The 18527-nt window shown below is 73.1% G+C and carries 17 protein-coding genes and 1 pseudogene; 3 read left to right on the plus strand and 15 right to left on the minus strand.

All coding sequences use genetic code 11. The features are described 5' to 3' along the window. Positions 1 to 121 precede the first annotated feature (121 nt). Positions 122 to 628 (plus strand): GNAT family N-acetyltransferase, encoded by a 507-nt coding sequence (locus AC067U_RS15935; RefSeq protein WP_478830275.1) that lies wholly within the window; start codon positions 122 to 124, stop codon positions 626 to 628. A gap of 842 nt (positions 629 to 1470) precedes the next feature. Next, on the plus strand, positions 1471 to 2670 hold the full coding sequence (locus AC067U_RS15940; protein WP_478830276.1) for a S8 family peptidase: 1200 nt from the start codon (positions 1471 to 1473) through the stop codon (positions 2668 to 2670). A gap of 181 nt (positions 2671 to 2851) precedes the next feature. On the opposite strand, the gene AC067U_RS15945 is transcribed toward AC067U_RS15940, so the two are convergent. Then, positions 2852 to 3811, minus strand: a complete 960-nt coding sequence (locus tag AC067U_RS15945; RefSeq protein WP_478830277.1) for a GlxA family transcriptional regulator — start codon at positions 3809 to 3811, stop codon at positions 2852 to 2854. A gap of 96 nt (positions 3812 to 3907) precedes the next feature. Between AC067U_RS15945 and AC067U_RS15950 the strand changes: the two genes are divergently transcribed. Beyond that, positions 3908 to 4411, plus strand: coding sequence for a PaaI family thioesterase (locus AC067U_RS15950; protein ID WP_478830278.1), 504 nt, complete (start codon positions 3908 to 3910; stop codon positions 4409 to 4411). Positions 4412 to 4576: 165 nt separating this feature from the next. Here the strand turns inward: AC067U_RS15950 and hypE are convergent, their stop codons facing one another. The 14 genes and pseudogenes from hypE to AC067U_RS16020 form a co-directional block, all read right to left on the minus strand. After that, the gene (gene hypE, locus AC067U_RS15955) at positions 4577 to 5650 is read right to left on the minus strand and encodes a hydrogenase expression/formation protein HypE (protein WP_478830279.1); all 1074 of its coding nucleotides are present in this window, start codon (positions 5648 to 5650) and stop codon (positions 4577 to 4579) included. A gap of 163 nt (positions 5651 to 5813) precedes the next feature. Beyond that, positions 5814 to 6926: pseudogene (gene hypD, locus AC067U_RS15960) on the minus strand (hydrogenase formation protein HypD); the annotation flags it as partial. Then, a complete protein-coding gene (locus AC067U_RS15965) occupies positions 6923 to 7294 on the minus strand; it encodes a HypC/HybG/HupF family hydrogenase formation chaperone (protein WP_478830280.1) in 372 nt (123 codons plus the stop codon). The pseudogene hypD and the gene AC067U_RS15965, both read right to left, overlap by 4 nt. A gap of 73 nt (positions 7295 to 7367) precedes the next feature. Further along, complete coding sequence (gene hypF / locus AC067U_RS15970) at positions 7368 to 9794, minus strand: carbamoyltransferase HypF (RefSeq protein ID WP_478830597.1); 2427 nt, start codon at positions 9792 to 9794, stop codon at positions 7368 to 7370. Between the two features lie 26 nt (positions 9795 to 9820). Continuing rightward, a complete protein-coding gene (hypB, locus tag AC067U_RS15975) occupies positions 9821 to 10621 on the minus strand; it encodes a hydrogenase nickel incorporation protein HypB (protein WP_478830281.1) in 801 nt (266 codons plus the stop codon). Between the two features lie 3 nt (positions 10622 to 10624). Beyond that, complete coding sequence (locus tag AC067U_RS15980; RefSeq protein WP_478830598.1) at positions 10625 to 11026, minus strand: hydrogenase maturation nickel metallochaperone HypA/HybF; 402 nt, start codon at positions 11024 to 11026, stop codon at positions 10625 to 10627. Between the two features lie 179 nt (positions 11027 to 11205). Beyond that, positions 11206 to 11313, minus strand: coding sequence for a DUF6893 family small protein (locus AC067U_RS15985; RefSeq protein ID WP_478830282.1), 108 nt, complete (start codon positions 11311 to 11313; stop codon positions 11206 to 11208). A 47-nt stretch (positions 11314 to 11360) separates the two neighbouring features. Then, positions 11361 to 11885 carry a hydrogenase maturation protease gene (locus AC067U_RS15990; protein WP_478830599.1) on the minus strand — a complete coding sequence of 175 codons (525 nt, stop codon included), beginning with the start codon at positions 11883 to 11885 and terminating at the stop codon, positions 11361 to 11363. A gap of 8 nt (positions 11886 to 11893) precedes the next feature. Further along, entirely contained in the window at positions 11894 to 13393 is a 1500-nt protein-coding gene (locus AC067U_RS15995; RefSeq protein ID WP_478830283.1) for a hypothetical protein, read from the minus strand. Next, positions 13390 to 14181: a DUF6084 family protein gene (locus tag AC067U_RS16000; protein WP_478830284.1), complete on the minus strand. Its 792-nt coding sequence runs from the start codon at positions 14179 to 14181 to the stop codon at positions 13390 to 13392. The genes AC067U_RS15995 and AC067U_RS16000 overlap by 4 nt, the downstream gene beginning before the upstream one ends. Beyond that, positions 14178 to 14894, minus strand: coding sequence for a DUF5947 family protein (locus AC067U_RS16005; RefSeq protein WP_478830285.1), 717 nt, complete (start codon positions 14892 to 14894; stop codon positions 14178 to 14180). Before AC067U_RS16005 ends, AC067U_RS16000 begins: the two co-directional genes overlap by 4 nt. Next, complete coding sequence (locus AC067U_RS16010) at positions 14891 to 15526, minus strand: hypothetical protein (RefSeq protein WP_478830286.1); 636 nt, start codon at positions 15524 to 15526, stop codon at positions 14891 to 14893. The genes AC067U_RS16005 and AC067U_RS16010 overlap by 4 nt, the downstream gene beginning before the upstream one ends. After that, positions 15523 to 17307, minus strand: coding sequence for a nickel-dependent hydrogenase large subunit (locus AC067U_RS16015; protein ID WP_478830287.1), 1785 nt, complete (start codon positions 17305 to 17307; stop codon positions 15523 to 15525). The genes AC067U_RS16010 and AC067U_RS16015 overlap by 4 nt, the downstream gene beginning before the upstream one ends. Positions 17308 to 17396: 89 nt before the next feature. Further along, entirely contained in the window at positions 17397 to 18470 is a 1074-nt protein-coding gene (locus AC067U_RS16020) for an NADH-quinone oxidoreductase subunit B family protein (RefSeq protein WP_478830288.1), read from the minus strand. Positions 18471 to 18527 lie beyond the last annotated feature (57 nt).

Genomic DNA, 18527 nt, shown 5'->3' on the forward strand with positions numbered 1-18527 from the left:
CCGTCACCCGGCGGCCTGCACACGGATGTCAGGCGGCAGGGGACGTCGAGCAGCCGGCGAAAGGGAGCGGTGAACGGAACTTACCGGTGGCGCCGTCCGGCGTGCAGTGGAGAATGCGTCCATGCACATCAGAGCCGTGCGCCTGGACGAACTGCCCGTCCTCCAGGACATCGAGAGGGCCGCCGGGCAGTGCTTCCGAGATCTCGGCATGCCCGAGATCGCCGAGGACGAGCCGCTCCCGCTCGATGAGCTCGCCCGCTACCACCACACGGGGCTGGCCTGGGTCGCGGCCGACGACGCCGACGCCCCGGTCGCCTACCTGATCGCCGACCGCGTCGACGGCAACCTCCACATCGAGCAGGTCTCGGTACACCCGGACAGCGCGCGTCGGGGTATCGGCCGACTGCTGCTGGAGCATCTGGTGGCCCATGCCACGAGCGAGGCGGTACCCGCCCTGACCCTCACCACGTTCACCCACGTCCCCTGGAACGCCCCCTACTACGCACGCTGTGGTTTCCGGCTCATGGACGACAGCACGCTCACTCCCGGCCTGCGGAACATCCGCGACCGCGAAACGGAACACGGCCTGGACCGATGGCCTCGGACCTGTATGCGCCGGGCACTGTGACATCACGGTGACGGGATCAAGAGGCGGCGGACGGTTCGGCGACAGCCCGGAAACTCGGACGGCAATGGAGTCACCGTCATCGAGGTTCAGTCCCCCGCTCACGGAGCCGGACTCGTCGACCTCACCGTGATGCTGTGGTGCGAGGACGCCCCGCCCGGAGCGGGGGACGTGTGGGACCTGATCCTCGCGGGTCGCCCGAACCGCACCGGCATGTGGCACGAACTCGCTCCCGAGTTCGATGAGCGGGGCGTAGACCTCGTCCTCCGGTGAGTGCCCGCGCCAGGATCGGTGGCTTGCACGGAGGATCGGAAGGAAGCCGCCCCGAACAGCAGGGACTCCGCGCGGACGGCGGCCGACCGGCCCAGGAAGTCGGCGGTGCTGCGCTCAGCGGCGCGCGGCGTCACCGGCCCGCGCAGACGGACCCGACGGCCGTGCTCGGGCCTGTAGAAGGCGAGTCCGGCCCGCGGGCAGGCAGTCAACTGGCGGTCAACTGGCGGCCCTTGAGACTGAATCCGTGCTCGGCGAACTGCCGGCCGGAGCCGTCCACCCCTTGTGACCCGGCAGCAGATGCGCAATCGGTCCATGGAGCCGTCGACGGGAGGGGCGGGGCCGTACCGACGTCCGGAATCCGGAGCGCGCCGGTCGCCCGGCGAACGTGGCTGCTTGGTGAGGGAGTTCGGGAGCAGCTGTGTGCGAGGTGAAGGCGATGCGGGGGCCTGTGCAAGAAGTCTTGTTGAACTCGCCCCGAACCGGGGTTCGTTCTTGATTTGCTCCTGTCAATCGGAAGAGGGTTGCTTCGAACGTTTGACGCCCCACACGTCAACCGGAGGAGAACTCCCTTCATGGCAACTCACAAGCGTCCCAATCGACTTCGCTACGCATCGATCGCGACGGGAGCCGCTGCCGCAGTGGTCGCGGCCCTGTTTGCGGTGCCACTCGCCGGGGCGGCGACCCCCGCCGAGGGCACCGTGTACGGACTCGGCGCACCGGGCGCGGTGGACGGCAGCTTCGTCGTCATACTCGACGCATCCGCGAACAAGGAGGACCTGGCGAAGAAGTACGGAGGCACGCTGGAGCGCGCCTACGGCTCCTCCGTCAACGGCTTCTCCGCCTCAGGGCTCACCGAGAAGGAGGCCAGGCGGCTCGCCGCCGACCCCGCGGTCGGCACGGTCGTACAGAACAAGCGCTTCACCATCAACGAGACCCAGGAGAACCCCCCGTCCTGGGGGCTGGACCGGATCGATCAGACCGAGACAGCCGGTGACAAGAAGTACACCTACCCGGACAACGGTGGCGAAGGAGTGACCGCCTACGTCATCGACACCGGCGTCAGGATCTCGCACCAGGACTTCGGCGGCCGGGCCGCCCACGGCTTCGACGCCGTGGACAACGACGACAGCGCCGACGACGGCAACGGGCACGGCACCCACGTGGCGGGCACCATCGCGGGCACGTCCCACGGGGTCGCCAAGAAGGCCAAGGTCGTCGCCGTGCGGGTGCTGGACGACAACGGGTCCGGCACCACCGAGCAGGTCGTCGCGGGCATCGACTGGGTGACGGAGCACCACTCCGGCCCGTCCGTGGCGAACATGAGCCTCGGCGGCGGTGTGGACGAGGCACTCGACGCGGCGGTCAAGCGGGCCATCGACTCGGGCGTCACCTTCGCGGTGGCCGCCGGCAACGAGTCCCGGGACGCCGGTCAGGGCTCGCCCGCCCGGGTCCCGGAGGCCGTGACGGTGGCCTCCAGCACCGAGGGCGACGAGCAGTCGGACTTCTCCAACTTCGGCTCGGTGGTGGACCTGTACGCGCCCGGCTCGGAGATCACCTCGGCCTGGAACGACAGCGACACCGGCACCAAGACCATCTCCGGCACCTCGATGGCCACCCCGCACGTCGCCGGTGCCGTGGCCGTCTACCTGGCCGGCCACCCCTCGGCGACACCGGCCGAGACGGCCGCCGCACTGACCGGGGCGGCGACCGAAGGGGCGGTGAAGAACCCCTCCGCCGGCACCGTGAACAAGCTGCTGAAGGTGGCGCCGTAACCGGCACCGGCCCGCCCGGCCCCTCGCCCGTCCCTTCGGGGGACGCGGCGGGGGGCCGCCGAATTTCCCGCAGGCCGTGTCGTGTCCTGCCGGCCATGCGCCCACTGCACCGGCGCCGCGTTCATTCCTCCGCTCATGCGATCGGAGGACGGTCCGGCGGCGGCCAGGTGCGGCCGGCCGTTCAGCCCCGCAGGTGCCGGACGCCGATCCCGCGGCGGTCGCGGAGCAGGGTGCGCAGCGGTCCCGGGCCCTCGTAGCCGACACGGCGCGCCACCGCCGTCAGCGGGAGCGAGGTCGTCCGGAGCAGGTGCTCGGCCTGCTCGACCCGCAGGTCCTGCACCAGGCGGATCGGCGAACACCCCAGGATCCGGGTCACGGTGCGCTGCAGGGTGCGCTCGCTCACCCCCAGCTCGCGGGCGGCCTCCGCGATCGACAGCGGCTCGCCGATACGGGCCCGCACCCATTCCTCGAACGCCGACACCAGTGGATCGTGCCGGGCCAGCGCACTGGGGATCGTGTACGTGGCCTGCGACGCCCGGTCGTCCACCACCAGGTACCGCCGGACCAGGTCCGCGAGTGCGGGACTGTGCATCCGTACGATCGCCAGCGCCAGGTCGAGGTGGCTGAACGCCGCGCCGGCCGTGGTGACCCCGTCGCTGGTCGTCACCATGCGGCTCTCGTCGACGGCCACCTTGCGGTAGCGCTCCCGGAACACCGGGGCCAGCCACCAGCTGGTGGTGGCCCGCAGCCCGTCCAGCACCCCCGATTCGGCCAGCAGGAACGTACCCGTACAGGCGGTGGCGAGCGGGGTGCGCCGTTCCCTGGCCTCGGCGAGCATCCGGCGGGCCGCCCGGTGCGCGGGCGAGCCGACCACGTCCACCAGCGCCCCGGGCCGCCGCTCCATCAGCGCGGGTACCACCAGGATGTCGGCGTCCTCGGCCTCCGCGAGGCTCTCCGCATCCACCCGGTGGCCGAGCCCGGTCCGTACCCGCCGCCGTACCCCCACGGTGCGGATGTCGAACTCCGGCGGTGCCGCCCCGGCCACCTGACGGCGCAGGGCGTTCGCGGAGTGGAGCACGTCGAGGACTCCGGCGACCCCGGAGTCGAAGGCCCCGTCCAGGACGAGCACGGCTGCTTTCACGCCGTCACCCTAATGGACGCCGTGGTGTCGGAATCAGTGCGGAAGCTGCCGGTTCCGACACTCCCGGGCCGGGCCGGCCGCTCCTAGGGTCGAGCCATGACCACGCACCACACCACCCGGACCCGTACCCACAGCTGGCGGCCGCGCCCGGAGATGACGCCCGAGATCCTCTCGATGAGCGGCCTGGAGATCCTCCGGGCCGCCATCGAGGGGGACCTGCCCGACGCGTCGATCATGAGCACGCTGGGCTTCCGGCTCGTCGAGGCCGGCGACGGGTTCACCGTGTTCGAAGGCGACCCCGGCGACCACCTGCTCAATCCCATGGGCACCGTCCACGGCGGGTTCCTCGCCACCCTCCTGGACTCGGCCCTCGGTTCGTCCGTGATGACCCGCCTGCCTGCCGGGAGCACGTACACCACGGTCCAGCTGGGCGTGCACATGATCCGGCCGGTGCTGTCCGACACGCCGGCGCTCCGCTGTGAGGGCCGCGCCCTCCACGTCGGACGGACCACCGGCACGGCCGAGGCCCGGGTGGTCGGCACCCGCGACGGCAAGCTCTACGCCCACGCCACGACGACCTGCGCGATCCTCCGCCCCTGACCGTCCGAGGATTTCACCATCCGGATTTCACGACCCGAGCACTTCGCGCCCCGAGCACCTCACCGCCGGTGACCTCACGACCTGAGGACCTCACGACCCGAGGACCTCACGACCCGAGGACCTCGCGATCCCGGCGGCTGAGGGGCGGAGCACCGGCATCGGGGATCAGCAGATGCGCGGCAGCTGCTCCCCGACCGGCAGGTCGACGACGCGGGTACCGCCGAGCGCCGTGCGCGCCACCACCAGACCGGGATGGTCCGGGACCGCCTCACCGATCACCGCCGCGCCGTGGCCCAGCGGGTGCGCGCGCATCGCGTCCAGGACCGCGTCGGCGTGCTCGCGGGGTACGAACGCGACGAGCTTGCCCTCGTTGGCGACGTACATCGGGTCCAGGCCGAGGATCGCACAGGCGTTGGCGACGGCCGGCGGAACGGGGACCGCGGTCTCCCGGATCACCACCCCGGTACCGGAGGCCGCCGCGATCTCGTTGAGGGCGGCTGCCAGGCCGCCGCGCGTGGGGTCGCGCAGGACGTGCAGGTCCGGGGTGACGGCGAGCATGGAGGCGACGAGCCCGCCCAGGGCGGCGCAGTCGCTCGCCACGTCCACCCCGAACTCCAGCCCCTCCCGGACGCTCATGATCGCGACCCCGTGCAGGCCGATCCCACCGCTGACGATCACCACGTCGCCGGGGACCACCCGCTCCGGACGCAGGTCCACGCCCGCCGGGATCAGCCCGATGCCCGCCGTGTTGACGTAGATCCCGTCCCCGTGGCCAGCCTCCACCACCTTGGTGTCGCCGGTCGCCACCTCCACGCCGGCGGCCCGCGCGGCGGCCCCCAGCGCCTCCGCCACCCGCGCCACCGTGGCGACCTCCACCCCCTCCTCCAGGATGAACCCGCAGGACAGGTAGGCGGCCTGGGCCCCGCACATGGCCAGGTCGTTGACCGTGCCGTTGACGGCCAGGTCGCCGATGCTGCCGCCGGGGAAGAACAGCGGCCGTACGACATAGGAGTCGGTGGAGAAGGCCAGCCGGGCTCCGCCCAGGGTGAGTTGGGCGCCGTCACCCATACCGGCCAGCGCCTCGCCGCCGTACGCGGGGGCGAAGACGTGCCGGACCAGTTCGGCGGAGAGCGCGCCGCCCCCGCCGTGGCCCATCACCACCCGAGGGTGGTCGCGCAGCGGGGCCGGGCAGGTCCAGCCCGTCACATCCAGGGGTGCGGTCCCAGCGGTCTCAGGCAACGGGGCTCGTCTCCAGCGTCGTCGGGTCGGTCGAGGCCGGCACCGCGGGCGCGGGCCGGGCGGGTGAGGTCAGTGCGCTTCCGGCCAGTGCGTTCCCGGCCGGGGCGTTCCCGGCCAGTGCGCTTCCGGCCGGGGCGTTCCCGGCCAGTGCGCTTCCGGCCGGGGCGTCGGCGGTCCGCCGCGGGGACGGGTCCAGCCGCCGGTAGAGGTAGTACGCGGCGCACGCGCCCTCGCTGGACACCATCGTGGCGCCGAGCGGGGTACGCGGAGTGCAGGTGGTGCCGAAGGCCGCGCACTCCCGCGGTTTGATCAACCCCTGCAGCACCTCGCCGCTGCGGCATTCCGCGGGCTCCCGGGTGTTGATGCCGGTCACCGAGAACCTGTGCTCGGCGTCGAACTCCCGGTACTCCTCCGCCAGCCGCCAGCCGCTGTCCGGGATCACCCCGATCCCGCGCCAGGCCCGGTCGGTGACCTCGAAGACGTCCGCCAGCATGGCCAGCGCGGCCGGGTTCCCCTCGGGGCGGACGGCCCGCGCGTACGCGTTCTCCACCCGGTGTTCGCCGCGCTCCAGCTGCCGCACCGCCCGTCGTACGCCCTCCAGGATGTCCAGCGGCTCGAAGCCGGTGACCACGATCGGCACCCGGTGCCGGTCCGCGAGCTCCGGGTACTCGGCCGTGCCCATCACGCTGCACACGTGCCCGGCGGCGAGGAAGCCCTGCACCCGGCAGCTCGGCGAACCCATGACGGCCTCGATGGCCGGGGGCACCCGGACGTGGGAGACCAGCAGGCTGAAGTTCGAGATGCCGTGCCGCCGGGCCTGATGGACCGTCATCGCATTGGGCGGCGCGGTGGTTTCGAAGCCGATGCCGAAGAACACCACTTCCCGGTCCGGGTTCTGCCGGGCGATCTTCAGGGCGTCGAGCGGTGAGTAGACCACCCGGACGTCACCGCCCTCGCCGCGCACCCGGAACAGGTCCTTCCCGGTGCCCGGCACCCGGAGCATGTCCCCGAAGGAGCAGAAGATCACCCCGGGGCGGGAGGCGATCTCCAGGGCCTTGTCGATCACCTCCAGCGGGGTGACGCACACCGGGCAGCCCGGCCCATGGATCAACTCGATTTCCTCGGGCAGGAGTTGGTCGATGCCGTGCCGGATGATGGTGTGCGTCTGGCCGCCGCACACCTCCATCAGCGCCCAGGGCCGGGTGACCGTGGCCCGGATGTCGTCGAGCAGGCGCCCGGCCAGCTCCGGGTCCTGGAACTCCTCGATGTACTTCACCGCTGCGTCTCCTCCTGTGCCACGGCCACGGCCACGCCCGCGGCGCCGCCCGCCGAGGCTGCCGCCGCCTCCTCGCCGAAGGGCCAGACACCGTCGTCCGCCTCGGCGGCTGCCTGCTCCCATGGGTCGCCGAACTCTTCCTGGAGCATGCCGAGTTCGGCGAAGAGCTCCAGGGTCTGCAGGGCCGAGGCCTCGTCCAGGCGCTGGAGGGCGAAACCGACGTGCACGATGGCGTACTCGCCGACCCGGAGGTCCGGCAGGTACTCCAGGCAGACCTCCTTGACCACACCGCCGAAGTCCACGGTGGCCATGCGGGTGCCGTCCCGCTCACCGATGTCGATCACTTTGCCGGGTACCGCCAGGCACATGGCTCCTCCTCGCTGTGGGTGTTCCGGCTCTACGGGTTCTGGCTCTACGAGTTCTGGCTCAGTGGGTTCTGGCTCAGTGGGTTCTGGCCACGGGGGTTACACGTGTTGCCGCTGCGGCGCCCTCCCGCGCGGCCGCGACCATGAGCTGGCCCAGCGCCAGGCCGCCGTCGTTCGGGGGCACCTGCCGGTGGCGCAGCACGGTGAAGCCGGCCGCCCGGAGCAGTCGGGCGCACGCCGTGGACAGCAGGGTGTTGGCGAACACGCCGCCGGTGAGGGCGACCGTGCCGAGCCCGTACCGGTCACGGGCCATCGTGCTCAGGTCGGTGACGAGCCGGGCGACCGCGGTGTGGAACCGGGCGGCGATGACGGCCGGCGGGGTGCCGGCCCGGACGTCGGCCACGACGGCGGCCAGCAGCGGCGCGGGATCGGCGGCCAGCGGCTCCGGGTCCGGGGCGCCCGCGCCGGACGCGGCCCGCGGGCCGCGCAGCGCGAAGCGGTAGCCGGAGGCCGGACCGGCGTCCGCGGCCGGCGCGCCCACCGCCGCGGACTCCAGCTCGATCGCGGCCTGCGCCTCGTACCCGGCAAGGTGGCACACCCCGGCCAGGGAGGACACCGCATCGAACAGCCGGCCCATGCTGGACGTCGGCGCGCAGTTCAGGTTCCGCTCCAACTGACGGCGCAGCACGGGGAGTTCCGCCGGCGGGCAGGCGGCCGTACAGGGCAGCTCCGGCGCCCAGTCCAGGCCCGCCGCCCACAGGTGGGCCAGGGCCATCCGGTACGGCCGGCGCACCGCGGCGTCCCCGCCGGGCAGCGGCACGTACGACAGGTGCGCGAACCGCCGGTGCCCGCGGTAGTCCGCGACGAGCACCTCGCCGCCCCACACCGCCCCGTCCGTCCCGTACCCGGTGCCGTCGAAGGCGATCCCGATCACCGGGCTGCCGCCGTCCAGGCCGTGCTCGGCCATCGCCGAGGCGATGTGCGCGTGGTGATGTTGCACGTGTAGAAGACCGCGCCCGTCCGCCGCCGCCCGCTGCTCCGCCCAGCGGGTCGACCGGTAGCCGGGGTGCAGATCGGCCGCGAGCAGCCGCGGGGTGACACCGGTGAGGGACTCCAGCTGCGCTCCGGTGCGGGCCAGGACGGTGCGGGCGGCGAGCGAGTCCAGGTCGCCAAGATGAGCGGACAGCCAGGCCCGCCGGTCCCGGCCCAGGCAGAAGACGTTCTTCAGGTCCCCGCCCGCGGCCAGTACGGGCGGAACGGGCAGCGGGAGGGACAGCGGCAGCGGGGCGTACCCGCGGGACCGGCGCAGCACCAGCGGTTCCCCGTCACACACCCGCACCACCGAGTCGTCGCAGGGGACGTGGATCGGCCGGTCGTGGGCGAGCCAGCCGTCGGCGATCCCGGCGAGCAGCTCCAGCGCCTCCGCATCGTCGGTGACGATCGGCTCCCCGGAGAGGTTCGCGCTGGTCATCACCAGCAGCCGGGGACCGGGCGGATCGCCCGGCAGGCCGAGCAGCAGGTGGTGCACCGGGGTGTACGGCAGCATGAACCCCAGGTCGGGGCAGCGCGGGGCCACTTCGGGAGCGACCCCCCGCCCGCCCCCACCGGTACGCCGCCGCAGCAGGACCACCGGCCGTACCGGCCCGGTCAGCAGCCGCCGTTCCTCCGGCCCGGCCACGGCCAGCGCCTCCACCGCGGCCAGGTCCGGGGCCATCAGGGCGAACGGCTTGTCCCCACGGGCCTTGCGCCGGCGCAGCTCGGCCACCGCCGCGGAGCTGGTGGCGTCACAGGCCAGGTGGTAGCCACCGAGTCCCTTCACGGCCAGGATCCCGCCGTCGGCGAGCAGTCGGCGGGCCGCGGCGACGGGGTCCGCGGCGTCGGGGGCCCCGGCCTCGGGGTCCGCGCCGTCCTCCTCGCGCGGCGGGCGGCCGGTCAGGAACCGCAGCCGGGGCCCGCAGGCATGACAGGCCACCGGCTGGGCGTGGAACCGCCGGTCGGACGGATCGGCGTACTCGCGGGCGCAGTCGGGGCACATCGGGAAGCCCGCCATCGTGGTGTGCTCCCGGTCGTACGGCAGCGAGGTGACGATGGTGAACCGCGGCCCGCAGTGGGTGCAGGTGATGAACGGGTGCCGGTGGCGGCGGTCGCCCGGGTCGGCGAGTTCGCGCAGACAGTCGGCGCAGGTGGCGGTGTCGGGGGAGACCAGGGTGCGGGCGGCGCCCTCGCCGAGGGAGGCGAGGATGTGGAACCCGAGGGTGCCGGCGGTGGGGAGTTCGTCCTGGTGGACCGCCTCGACCAGGGCCAGCGGCGGAGCGTCGGAGGCGAGCCGGTCACAGAACTCCCGTACGGCCGCGGCCGGCCCCTCGACCTCCGCGATCACGCCCTCGGGGGTGTTGGTGACGTGCCCGGCCAGCCCCAGCGCGGTGGCCCGGGTGTACACGTACGGGCGGAAGCCCACGCCCTGGACGACACCGCGCACGGTGACCCGGCGACGCTGGAGCATGTCCATGGTGCTGCCGCTCCCGCCGGTCAGCGCTGCCCGACCGGGACCGTGGGCGTGCCGGGCCCGTGGCCATGAGCATGCGCATGCCCGTGGCCGTCGTCGTGCCCGTGCCCGTGCCCGTGGCCCGTGTACGAGTCGGGCCGTTGTGCCATGACCGGCGCGTGCGCCGCGCCTCCCGCGTGGACGGCCAGTGCCCGCTCCAGCACCAGCCCGAGGCCGGAGCCGCGCCTGGCCGAGGTCAGCACCACCTCCACCCCCGGGTTGACCCGCTGGACGTTCCCGCGGAAGGCGGCCTCGTCGAACTCGGCCGCCTCCGCGAGATCCGCCTTGGTGACCACCACCAGTTGGGCCAGCCCGAAGGCCGTCGGGTACTTCAATGGCTTGTCCTCGCCCTCGGTCACCGAGGCGAGCACCACGCGCAGGCTCTCCCCGAGGTCGTAGGACGCGGGACAGACCAGATTGCCCACGTTCTCCACGAACAGCAGCGGGGTTCCCTCGGGCAGCCAGCCGTCCAGGTGCCGGCCGAGCATGCCCGCCTCCAGGTGGCACAGCCCGTCGGTGAGGACCTGCTTGACGGGAACGCCGGAACGGGCCAGCCGCACCGCGTCGTTCTCGGTGGCCAGGTCCGCGGTGAGCGCGGCCGCCCCCACCCCCCGGTCCCGCGCCAGCTCCAGTTCCCTCTGCAGCAGTTCGGTCTTCCCGCTGCCGGGGCTGGAGAGCAGGTTGACGACGGTGGTGCCGGCCGCGGTGAGCCGGGCGCGCAGCGTCTGAGCGGTCTCGTCGTTCCGGGCGAGCACCGCCTGCTTCAGGTCGACCTCACGGCACATGGTTCAGCGCTCCTCGGGAATCGGTTCGCGGGTCCGGGCAGCGGCGCACGAAGGGCCGTCCTCCCAGGTCACACCGGCGATCTGCAGCTCACGGCCGGTCAGCAGCTCGGTGCCGGCCGCGCCGCCGCAGCCGGGACAGCACAGGTCCGGCGGCATGCCGACGGCCCACTCGGCCGTGCAGGAGGCGCAGCGCGCCCGGGCGGGCACCGTGGTGGTGACCAGTGCGGCGCCTTCCAGGACCGTGCCGGCACAGGCGAGTTCGAAGCAGAACGCCAGCGCGTCGGGCACCACGCCCGCCAGCTCGCCCACCTGGAGCCGTACCTCGCCGACGGCGGTCGCGCCGCCGGCCCGGGCCGCCTCTTCCACCTGGTTCACGACCGCCATGGCGATCGACATCTCGTGCACGGTCCTCATGCCTCCGTCCTGCCGCGGCTCATTACAGCGGCCGGAGCGGGCCGTGGCGGGCGGGCACGCCGTGGCGCCGCGCACCCGTAGGCCATTCGGGCGGGTGCGCGGCGCCACGGGGAGCGGAGCCGGACGGGCGGATCGGATCCGCGGATCGGATCCGCGGACCGGTGCGCGGTTCAGATCCTGCGGATGTGCAGGTACCGCCTGAGGTCGGGCAGCAGCCGGGCCATGACGGCGGCTGCGATGGCGGCGAGGAACGCGCCGCCGGCGGCTGACTTGTTCATGGGCATCTCCTCAGTTCAGCGGTTCCGAAAATCAGACGTTCTGGAGTTCAGCGGTTCTGGAGTTCAGCGGTTCCGATCAGGTCCAGGACCATCCGTACGGCCTCCGGCACGGCGGCGGCCACCGGGCCGCTGAGCCCGATGCCCTCCTCGACGCAGGCGGGTTCGCAGCCCAGGACGAGGACCCGCCGCGGCGGGGACCCGCCCGTCCCCGCGCACAGCGTGCCGAGCAGGGCGAGCACCGTATCGGGGGTCATGTGGTGGCCGTCGAGCACCGGGGCCCCGCCGGGGCCGGGGGACACCGGTCCGGCGGCCCCGTCCGGCTCGATCAGGTACAGGGTCCCGGGCGGGCCGCCGCGGGCGGTGGCGTCGACCAGGACCACGGTGTCGTACCCGTCGAGCATCTGGTACGCGAGGTGGACGCCGCGCACGCCGAAGTCCACCGCCTCGGTGCCGTCCGGCAGCGGGTGCCGGGCGGTCAGTTCGCGCACCGTCTCCACCCCGAACCCGTCGTCGCCGAGGAAGACGTTCCCGATGCCCGCGACCAGTGTTCCGCCCTTCACCGCTGCGTTCACCGCTGCGTTCACCCTTCCACTCCCCCTTCCGCTCGGCCTTCCCCTCGCCCTTCCACCAGGGGAGTGACCTCGTCCGGCTTGAAGTACAGGAAGCGGCCCTGCTCGCGGCGGATGTCGGCGCCCGGGTCGCCCTCCACCGTGACGGCGAGGTGCACCTCCCCGTCCACGTCGTGCAGCACCGCCTCCACCAGCGCGGGGCGGTCATGGAGGAACAGGTCCTGGGCGTCCGTGCGGCGGGCCCCGGGGCGCAGCAGCACCCGGCTGCCCGCGCCCACCGGCACACCGTCCACCCGGATGCGTTCCGGGGGCGGCGGGCCCGCGTCCGCCCCGGCGGGATCCCACCAGGGGGAGTCCGGCCGGAACAGGGCTTCCTCGTCGGGGAGTCGAGGTTCCGCGGGGCGCGGGAGCCGCCCTTCCGCGGCCGCCTCCCCGGTGATCTCGCGCAGGGAGCGCACCGCCCCGTGCAGCCGGTCCAGGACCTCCGCGGGCAGCGAATCGGCGAGGTCGATCACGGCGGCGGCCCGGTCGTCCGTGCCGCGCGCCTCGCGCTTCTCGTCCTCGGTCAGGGCGGCGGTGCGCAGGGCCAGGATCTCGTCGATCTCGGTGGCGTCGTACATGGCCCCGGCGCTCTCGGGTGCGATCGCCGGGTGGTCCTCCAGGATGATCGGGGAGGACAGGACCACGTCGGCCCGGCCGGGCCCGCCGGCGAGCACCGGCCAGGTGTGCCGGTTCTCGCACGCGGCCACCTCGGGCCGGGCCCACTCGGGGGGTTCCGTCATCGACAGGAAGGACCCGGCGTTCAGGCCGAGGAGCAGGTGGGCGCCGACCAGGGAGCGGGGCAGGGCCGCGTCCCGGTCGGCGGCCTCGATGCCGTCCTCCGGCTGCCAGCCGCTGGTGTTCTCCACCACGGCGGTGAGCCGGAACGCCCGGTAGGGGACGTCGAGTTCGGTGGCGTGCAGCCGGACCGTGCCGTGCACCGGGGCGCCCCGCCGGACCAGCCGGCCCACGGTGCGGCCGGTGTCGTCGAGGACCGGCTCGGTCTCCTCCCGGGCGGGCCGGGAGAAGGGGAAGACCAGCGCGTCGCCGGCGAGCCCGGCCACCGGCACCCGGAACTCCAGCCGCTCCTCGGTGGCCTCGTCCCAGGGGACCAGGACCCGGTCGGCCAGGTGCAGGGCATCGGTGTCGGTGAAGCCGCCGGGGCCGGCGCGCTGGACGGTACGCCGCAGGGCGTGCAGGAAGCGCAGCTCGACGGCGATCTCGGCGGCGCCCCGCGGCTCCATCAGCAGCTGGGTCTGCGCGGCCGAGTGCTCGCCGTGGGCGGGCCCCCAGGCCGGCGGGACGAGGACGCCGAACTGCCAGCGCAGCCGGTTCTTCGCGGCCGAGGCCCGGTAGGGGTAGAGCACGTAGCCCTCGAACAGGACGGCGTCGGCGACCTGCCGGGCGTGTGCGAACGGATCCCCGTCGGCCGTGCCGGAAAGGCCGGCCGGCGGGGCCTGGATGGCGGTCATCGCTGGGGCCTCTCACGGGAACGGGACAACAGGGCGACCGGCCGTACCGGAACGGAGCCGGGCGGCAGCGGGGGCGGCGGCGCAGGTGGCGCGGGCGGCGCGGGACGCGCGGAGGATCCGGGCGAGCCCGGAGGTCCGGGCGGTGGCGTGCTGCCCGGGCCCTCCCCGGCAGCCGCCAGCAGGGCGGCCACCGTCGCCTCCCAGGAGACGAGGGCGTGCCGGGAGCGGTAGGCGAGCAGTGCGTCCATCGTGTCGCGGGGCAGCCGCAGCCAGCCGCAGCCCGGGAAGTGCTGCTCCATCATCTCCCGCCACACGGCCACCGGAAGGCCTACGGCGGCCTCGCGGTCCCAGGGCACGGGAGCGACCCGGAAACCCCCGGCGCCGGTGAACGCCGTACCGGAGAAGAGCAGCAGCAGCGGCGCCTCGCCCTCGCGGAGCGCCGCGAAATAGCGGGTGGCCGCGATGTCCAGGTCGTACGTGCACGGCACCGGCATGTCGACCTCGGTCGAGCCGGTGAACGAGGGCACCATCAGCGACACCTGGGCGAACTGCAGCGGGTTCAGCGTGGAGTGCCAGCGGGAGCGCTCGCCGAACAGGTCGGTGAGCCCGGCCGCCTCCTTCGTCCCGTAGTCGCGCCGGGCGGGTTCGATGCGCAGCTGGCAGCGCAGCGCGAGGGCGTGCACGCGGGTGTCGGGGGCCGCGTCGATCCGCAGCCGGAACAGCAGGGTGGGGCCGGCCGCGTACGGGTCGGCGCGTACGCCCGTGCAGGAGAAGCGGAGCTCCGTCACGGCCGCACCGCCCCGCCGCCGCCGGGTGCCTGCGCGACCGTGCGGGCCTCGGCGCGACCCGCCCCGCCGTCGACGGGCCGGGCCCGCCGCTCGACCTCCGCGAAGAACTCCCGCAGCGCGGCCCGTGCCTCGGCCCCGCCGTCGAAGCCCTGCCAGAGCATCCGCATCCGGCCGACGAGCCGGTAGCAGACGTCGATCGGCACCAGGTGGCAGCTGGTCCGGCCGTCCTCCCGGTGCAGGAGCAGCGCCTCGACGTCCGGCCGCAGCGTTCCGGCGAGCGGTGTGGTCGCCAGCACCGACTGCCACAGCCCGGGGTCCAGTTCGCTCTCGGTGGCTCCCGCCGGGCTGGGGTAGAGGGCGACGAGCCGGTCGAGGGCGGCGTTGCGGAAGAAGAACGCCACCCCGACGGGGATCTGGAGCCGGTCCCAGGCGGCGTCGTCCAGCCGGTGCGCGGGATCGGACAGGTACCGGTCCGGCACGGCCCGGAACCTCCCGGTGGCGGCCTCGGGCCGGTCGAACAGCATCGTGCAGGCGGGGCAGGCGCACACCAGCGTCCGCCGCTCGACCTCCACCAGGTGGCGGTGCCCGTCCCCGGCCACCTCCGTCCCGCACAGCTCGCACCGTTCGGCCCGCGGCGGCCGCGGGCCGGTGAACCGGCGCAGCCCGCCCGGCCGCCGGGCCGGGGCGGCCGCCCCCGGAGCGGGGGCGCTCACCGGGCCCGGGCCGTGGCGGTCGCGGTGCTCGCTGCCGGGGGCCGGCCGATCTGGAGCAGCGGCGCGCTCGGGGCGGCCGGCTCCAGCTCCACCGACGCCACCTCCGGCGCCAGCGCCGCGAAGTCGTCCTCCAGCGCCCGTACGTCGGGCCCGCCGCAGCCACAGCCGCCGCCCGAGCCCGCGCCCTCGGCGGGGCGCAGCCTCAGGGCACCCGTGGCCGGGTCGAAGGCCACCAGCTCCACCGGCTGCGCCGAGGCCGCCAGCACCCGGCCGACACGCGTGCGCGCGTCCTCCGGGTGCAGGTCGTGCAGCGCCAGCAGGCTGCCCACCAGCGCGTCGTCGAGCAGCGGGGCGAGGCGGGCCGCGTCCAGGCCCGCCACCACCCGGGCCAGCCCGGCCCCGTAGAACTCCATCAGCACCCGGACGAGTTCCTCGGCGGCCGCACACGCCGCCCGGTCCCCGGTCGCGGCCAGCCCGTCGAGGATCTCCTCCACCCGCCGGCCCGCCTCGGCGGCGTCGGCGGGGCGGGAGCCACGTACTGCGGCCGCGGCCGGTACTCCGGCGGAGCCCCGTGCTCCGGCCGCGAGCGGTGCTCCGGCGGCGCCCGGTGCTCCGGCAGTGGTCGCGCTCATCCGCCCAGTCCGCTCAGCCCGGTGGGCACGTGCATCTGCTTGACGGTCTTCCCGCTGCCGACGTACATGTGCACCCCGCAGGGCAGACACGGGTCGAAGCTGCGCACGGTGCGCATGATGTCGATGCCCTTGAAGTTCTCCGGGGAGTTCTCCTCGAAGATGGGCGTGTTCTGGACGGCGTCCTCGTACGGCCCCGGGGTGCCGTAGGAATCGCGCACGCTGGCGTTCCACGGGGTCGGCGGGTACGGGTGGTAGTTGGCGATCTTGCCCTCGCGGATCACCATGTGGTGCGAGAGCACCCCGCGTACCGCCTCGGTGAACCCGCAGCCGATCGACTCGTCCGGCACCTCGAACTTCTCCCAGGTCTGGGTGCGTCCGGCGCGGACCTCGGCGAGCCCCTGCTCGGCGCAGTGCAGGGCGATGCCCGCCGCGTACGCCTGGAAGTACGTCCGGGCGCGGTTGCGCTCCAGGGCGTTGCTCCACTTGGGGATCCGCCACTCGAAGGTGGTCTCCGGCTTGGTCATGGTGCGCGGCAGGTTGATGACCACGCTGTGCCCGGTGGCCTTCACGTACCCGACGTCGACCAGACCGGACAGGGCCGTGGACCACAGGCGGGCGATGGGGCCACCGCCGGTGTCCAGGGCCAGGTGGTCCTTGCCGTCGAACCAGCGCGGGGACATCACCCAGCTGTACTTGTCGTCGAAGTTCCGCTTCTGCGGGGCCGGGATGGTGTGCTGGTTCCACGGGTGGCGCGGGTCCACCGGGTTGCCGAGCGGGTCGTGCGTGACGAACTGCTCCTGCCCGGCCCAGTCCTCGTAGTACGAGCTGCCCAGCAGGATCCGGATGCCGAGGTTGATCTCGGTGAGGTCGTTGGTGACGAGTTTCCCGTCCACGATCACGCCCGGGGTGACGAACATCTTCCGTCCCCAGTCGGTCATGTTGGCGTAGGTGAAGTCGCAGTACTCGGGGTCGTTGAGGGCGCCCCAGCAGCCGAGCAGCACGCGGCGGCGGCCGACCTCCTCGTACCCGGGCAGCGCCTCGTAGAAGAAGTCGAACAGGTCGTCGTGGAGCGGCACCACCCGCTTCATGAACTCCACGTACCGCATCAGCCGGCTCATGTAGTCGGTGAACAGCTGCACCGACGCGACGGTGCCCACACCGCCCGGGTAGAGCGTGGAGGGGTGCACGTGGCGGCCCTCCATCAGGCAGAACATCTCCCGCGTGTACCGGCTGACCTGGAGCGCCTCGCGGTAGAACTCGCCCTCGATGGGGTTGAGGGAGCGCATGATGTCGGCGATGGTGCGGTAGCCGTGCTCCGCGGCGTGCGGGGCCTCGGTGCGCTCGGCGAGCTCCAGCACCCCCGGGTTGGTCTCCCGGACCATCTTCTCGCAGTAGTCGACCCCGACCAGGTTCTCCTGGAAGATGTTGTGGTCGAACATGTACTCGGCCGACTCGCCGAGGTTGATGATCCACTCGCCGAGGTGCGGGGGCTTCACCCCGTAGGCCATGTTCTGCGCGTACACCGAGCAGGTCGAGTGGTTGTCCCCGCAGATGCCGCAGATCCGGCTGGTGATGAAGTGCGCGTCCCGCGGGTCCTTGCCCCGCATGAACACGCTGTAGCCGCGGAAGACCGACGAGGTGCTGTAGCACTCGGCGACCCGCTTCTGCTTGAAGTCGATCTTCGTGTGGATGCCGAGACTGCCCACGATCCGGGTGATCGGATCCCAGGACATCTCCACCAGGCCACTGCCGTCACCGGCCGCCTTCGTGTTCGCTGCCATCGTGTCTGCCGTGACCCTTCCTGGTTACCGGGAGGTGAGGGATGAGGGGGGTGAGAGGGGAGCTGTGCGTGCGGAACGGGCGGGAGGGGTCACCACGGCGGCCGGTAGCCGGTGGTGATCTTCGTGCCGGTCCGCCGCCACTTGGGCTCCTGGTCCACCGTGTGGGCGGTGACCGCCCGGAGCTTGCGGATCACCGCGCCGTACGCGCCGCTGGCCGTGGCGGACAGCTTCGCGCCGGGCGGCTCGTCCATGAACGGCATGAACTTGTCCGGGAAGCCCGGCATGGTGCACGCGATGCAGATGCCGCCCACGTTGGGGCAGCCGCCGACGCCGTTGATCCAGCCCCGCTTGGGTACGTTGCACTTCACGACCGGACCCCAGCAGCCCAGCTTCACCAGGCACTTGGGGGAGTCGTAGGTGTGCGCGAACTGGCCCTGCTCGTAGTAGCCGGCCCGGTCACAGCCCTCGTGCACGGTGTTGCCGAACAGCCACGTCGGACGCAGCTTGTCGTCGAGCGGGATCATCGGGGCCGAACCGGCCGCCTGGTAGAGCAGGTAGGTGAGCGTCTCGGCGAAGTTGTCGGGCTGGATGGGGCAGCCCGGCACGCACACGATCGGGATCCCGGCCTGCGACTTCCAGTTCCAGCCCAGGTAGTCCGGCACGCCCATGGCGCCGGTCGGATTGCCCTCCATGGCGTGGATGCCGCCGTACGTCGCACAGGTGCCGATGGCGACGACGGCCAGGGCCTTCGGCGCCAGCCGGTCGATCCACTCGCTGGTGGTGATGGGCTGGCCGGTCTCCGGGTCGTCGCCGAAACCGCACCAGTAGCCCTCGCGCTTGATCTGCTCGTTGGGGACGGAGCCCTCGACGACCAGCACGAACGGATCGATCTCGCCGCGCTCGCCCTTGAAGAACCACTCGATGAACGTGTCGGCGCCACCCACCGGCCCGCACTCGAAGTCGATCAGCGGCCAGTGCACCTGGATCTTCGGCAGACCGGGCAGGGCGCCCGTCACGATCTCCTCGATGCTCGGCTGCATGGCAGCGGTGAGGGCGACGGAGTCCCCGTCACAGCTCAGGCCGGCGTTGATCCAGAGGATGTGGATCGTGGGGTCGTCCGCCGCGGTGCGGTCGTCCGCCGCGACCTCGGTTGCTGCGTTCATGCGGATGCCTCCTCGGGGAGGTGGTCGGGGAGGGGCCGCTGCACGGCCCCACCCCTC

The sequence above is a fragment of the Streptomyces sp. NPDC043853 genome (assembly GCF_056436025.1).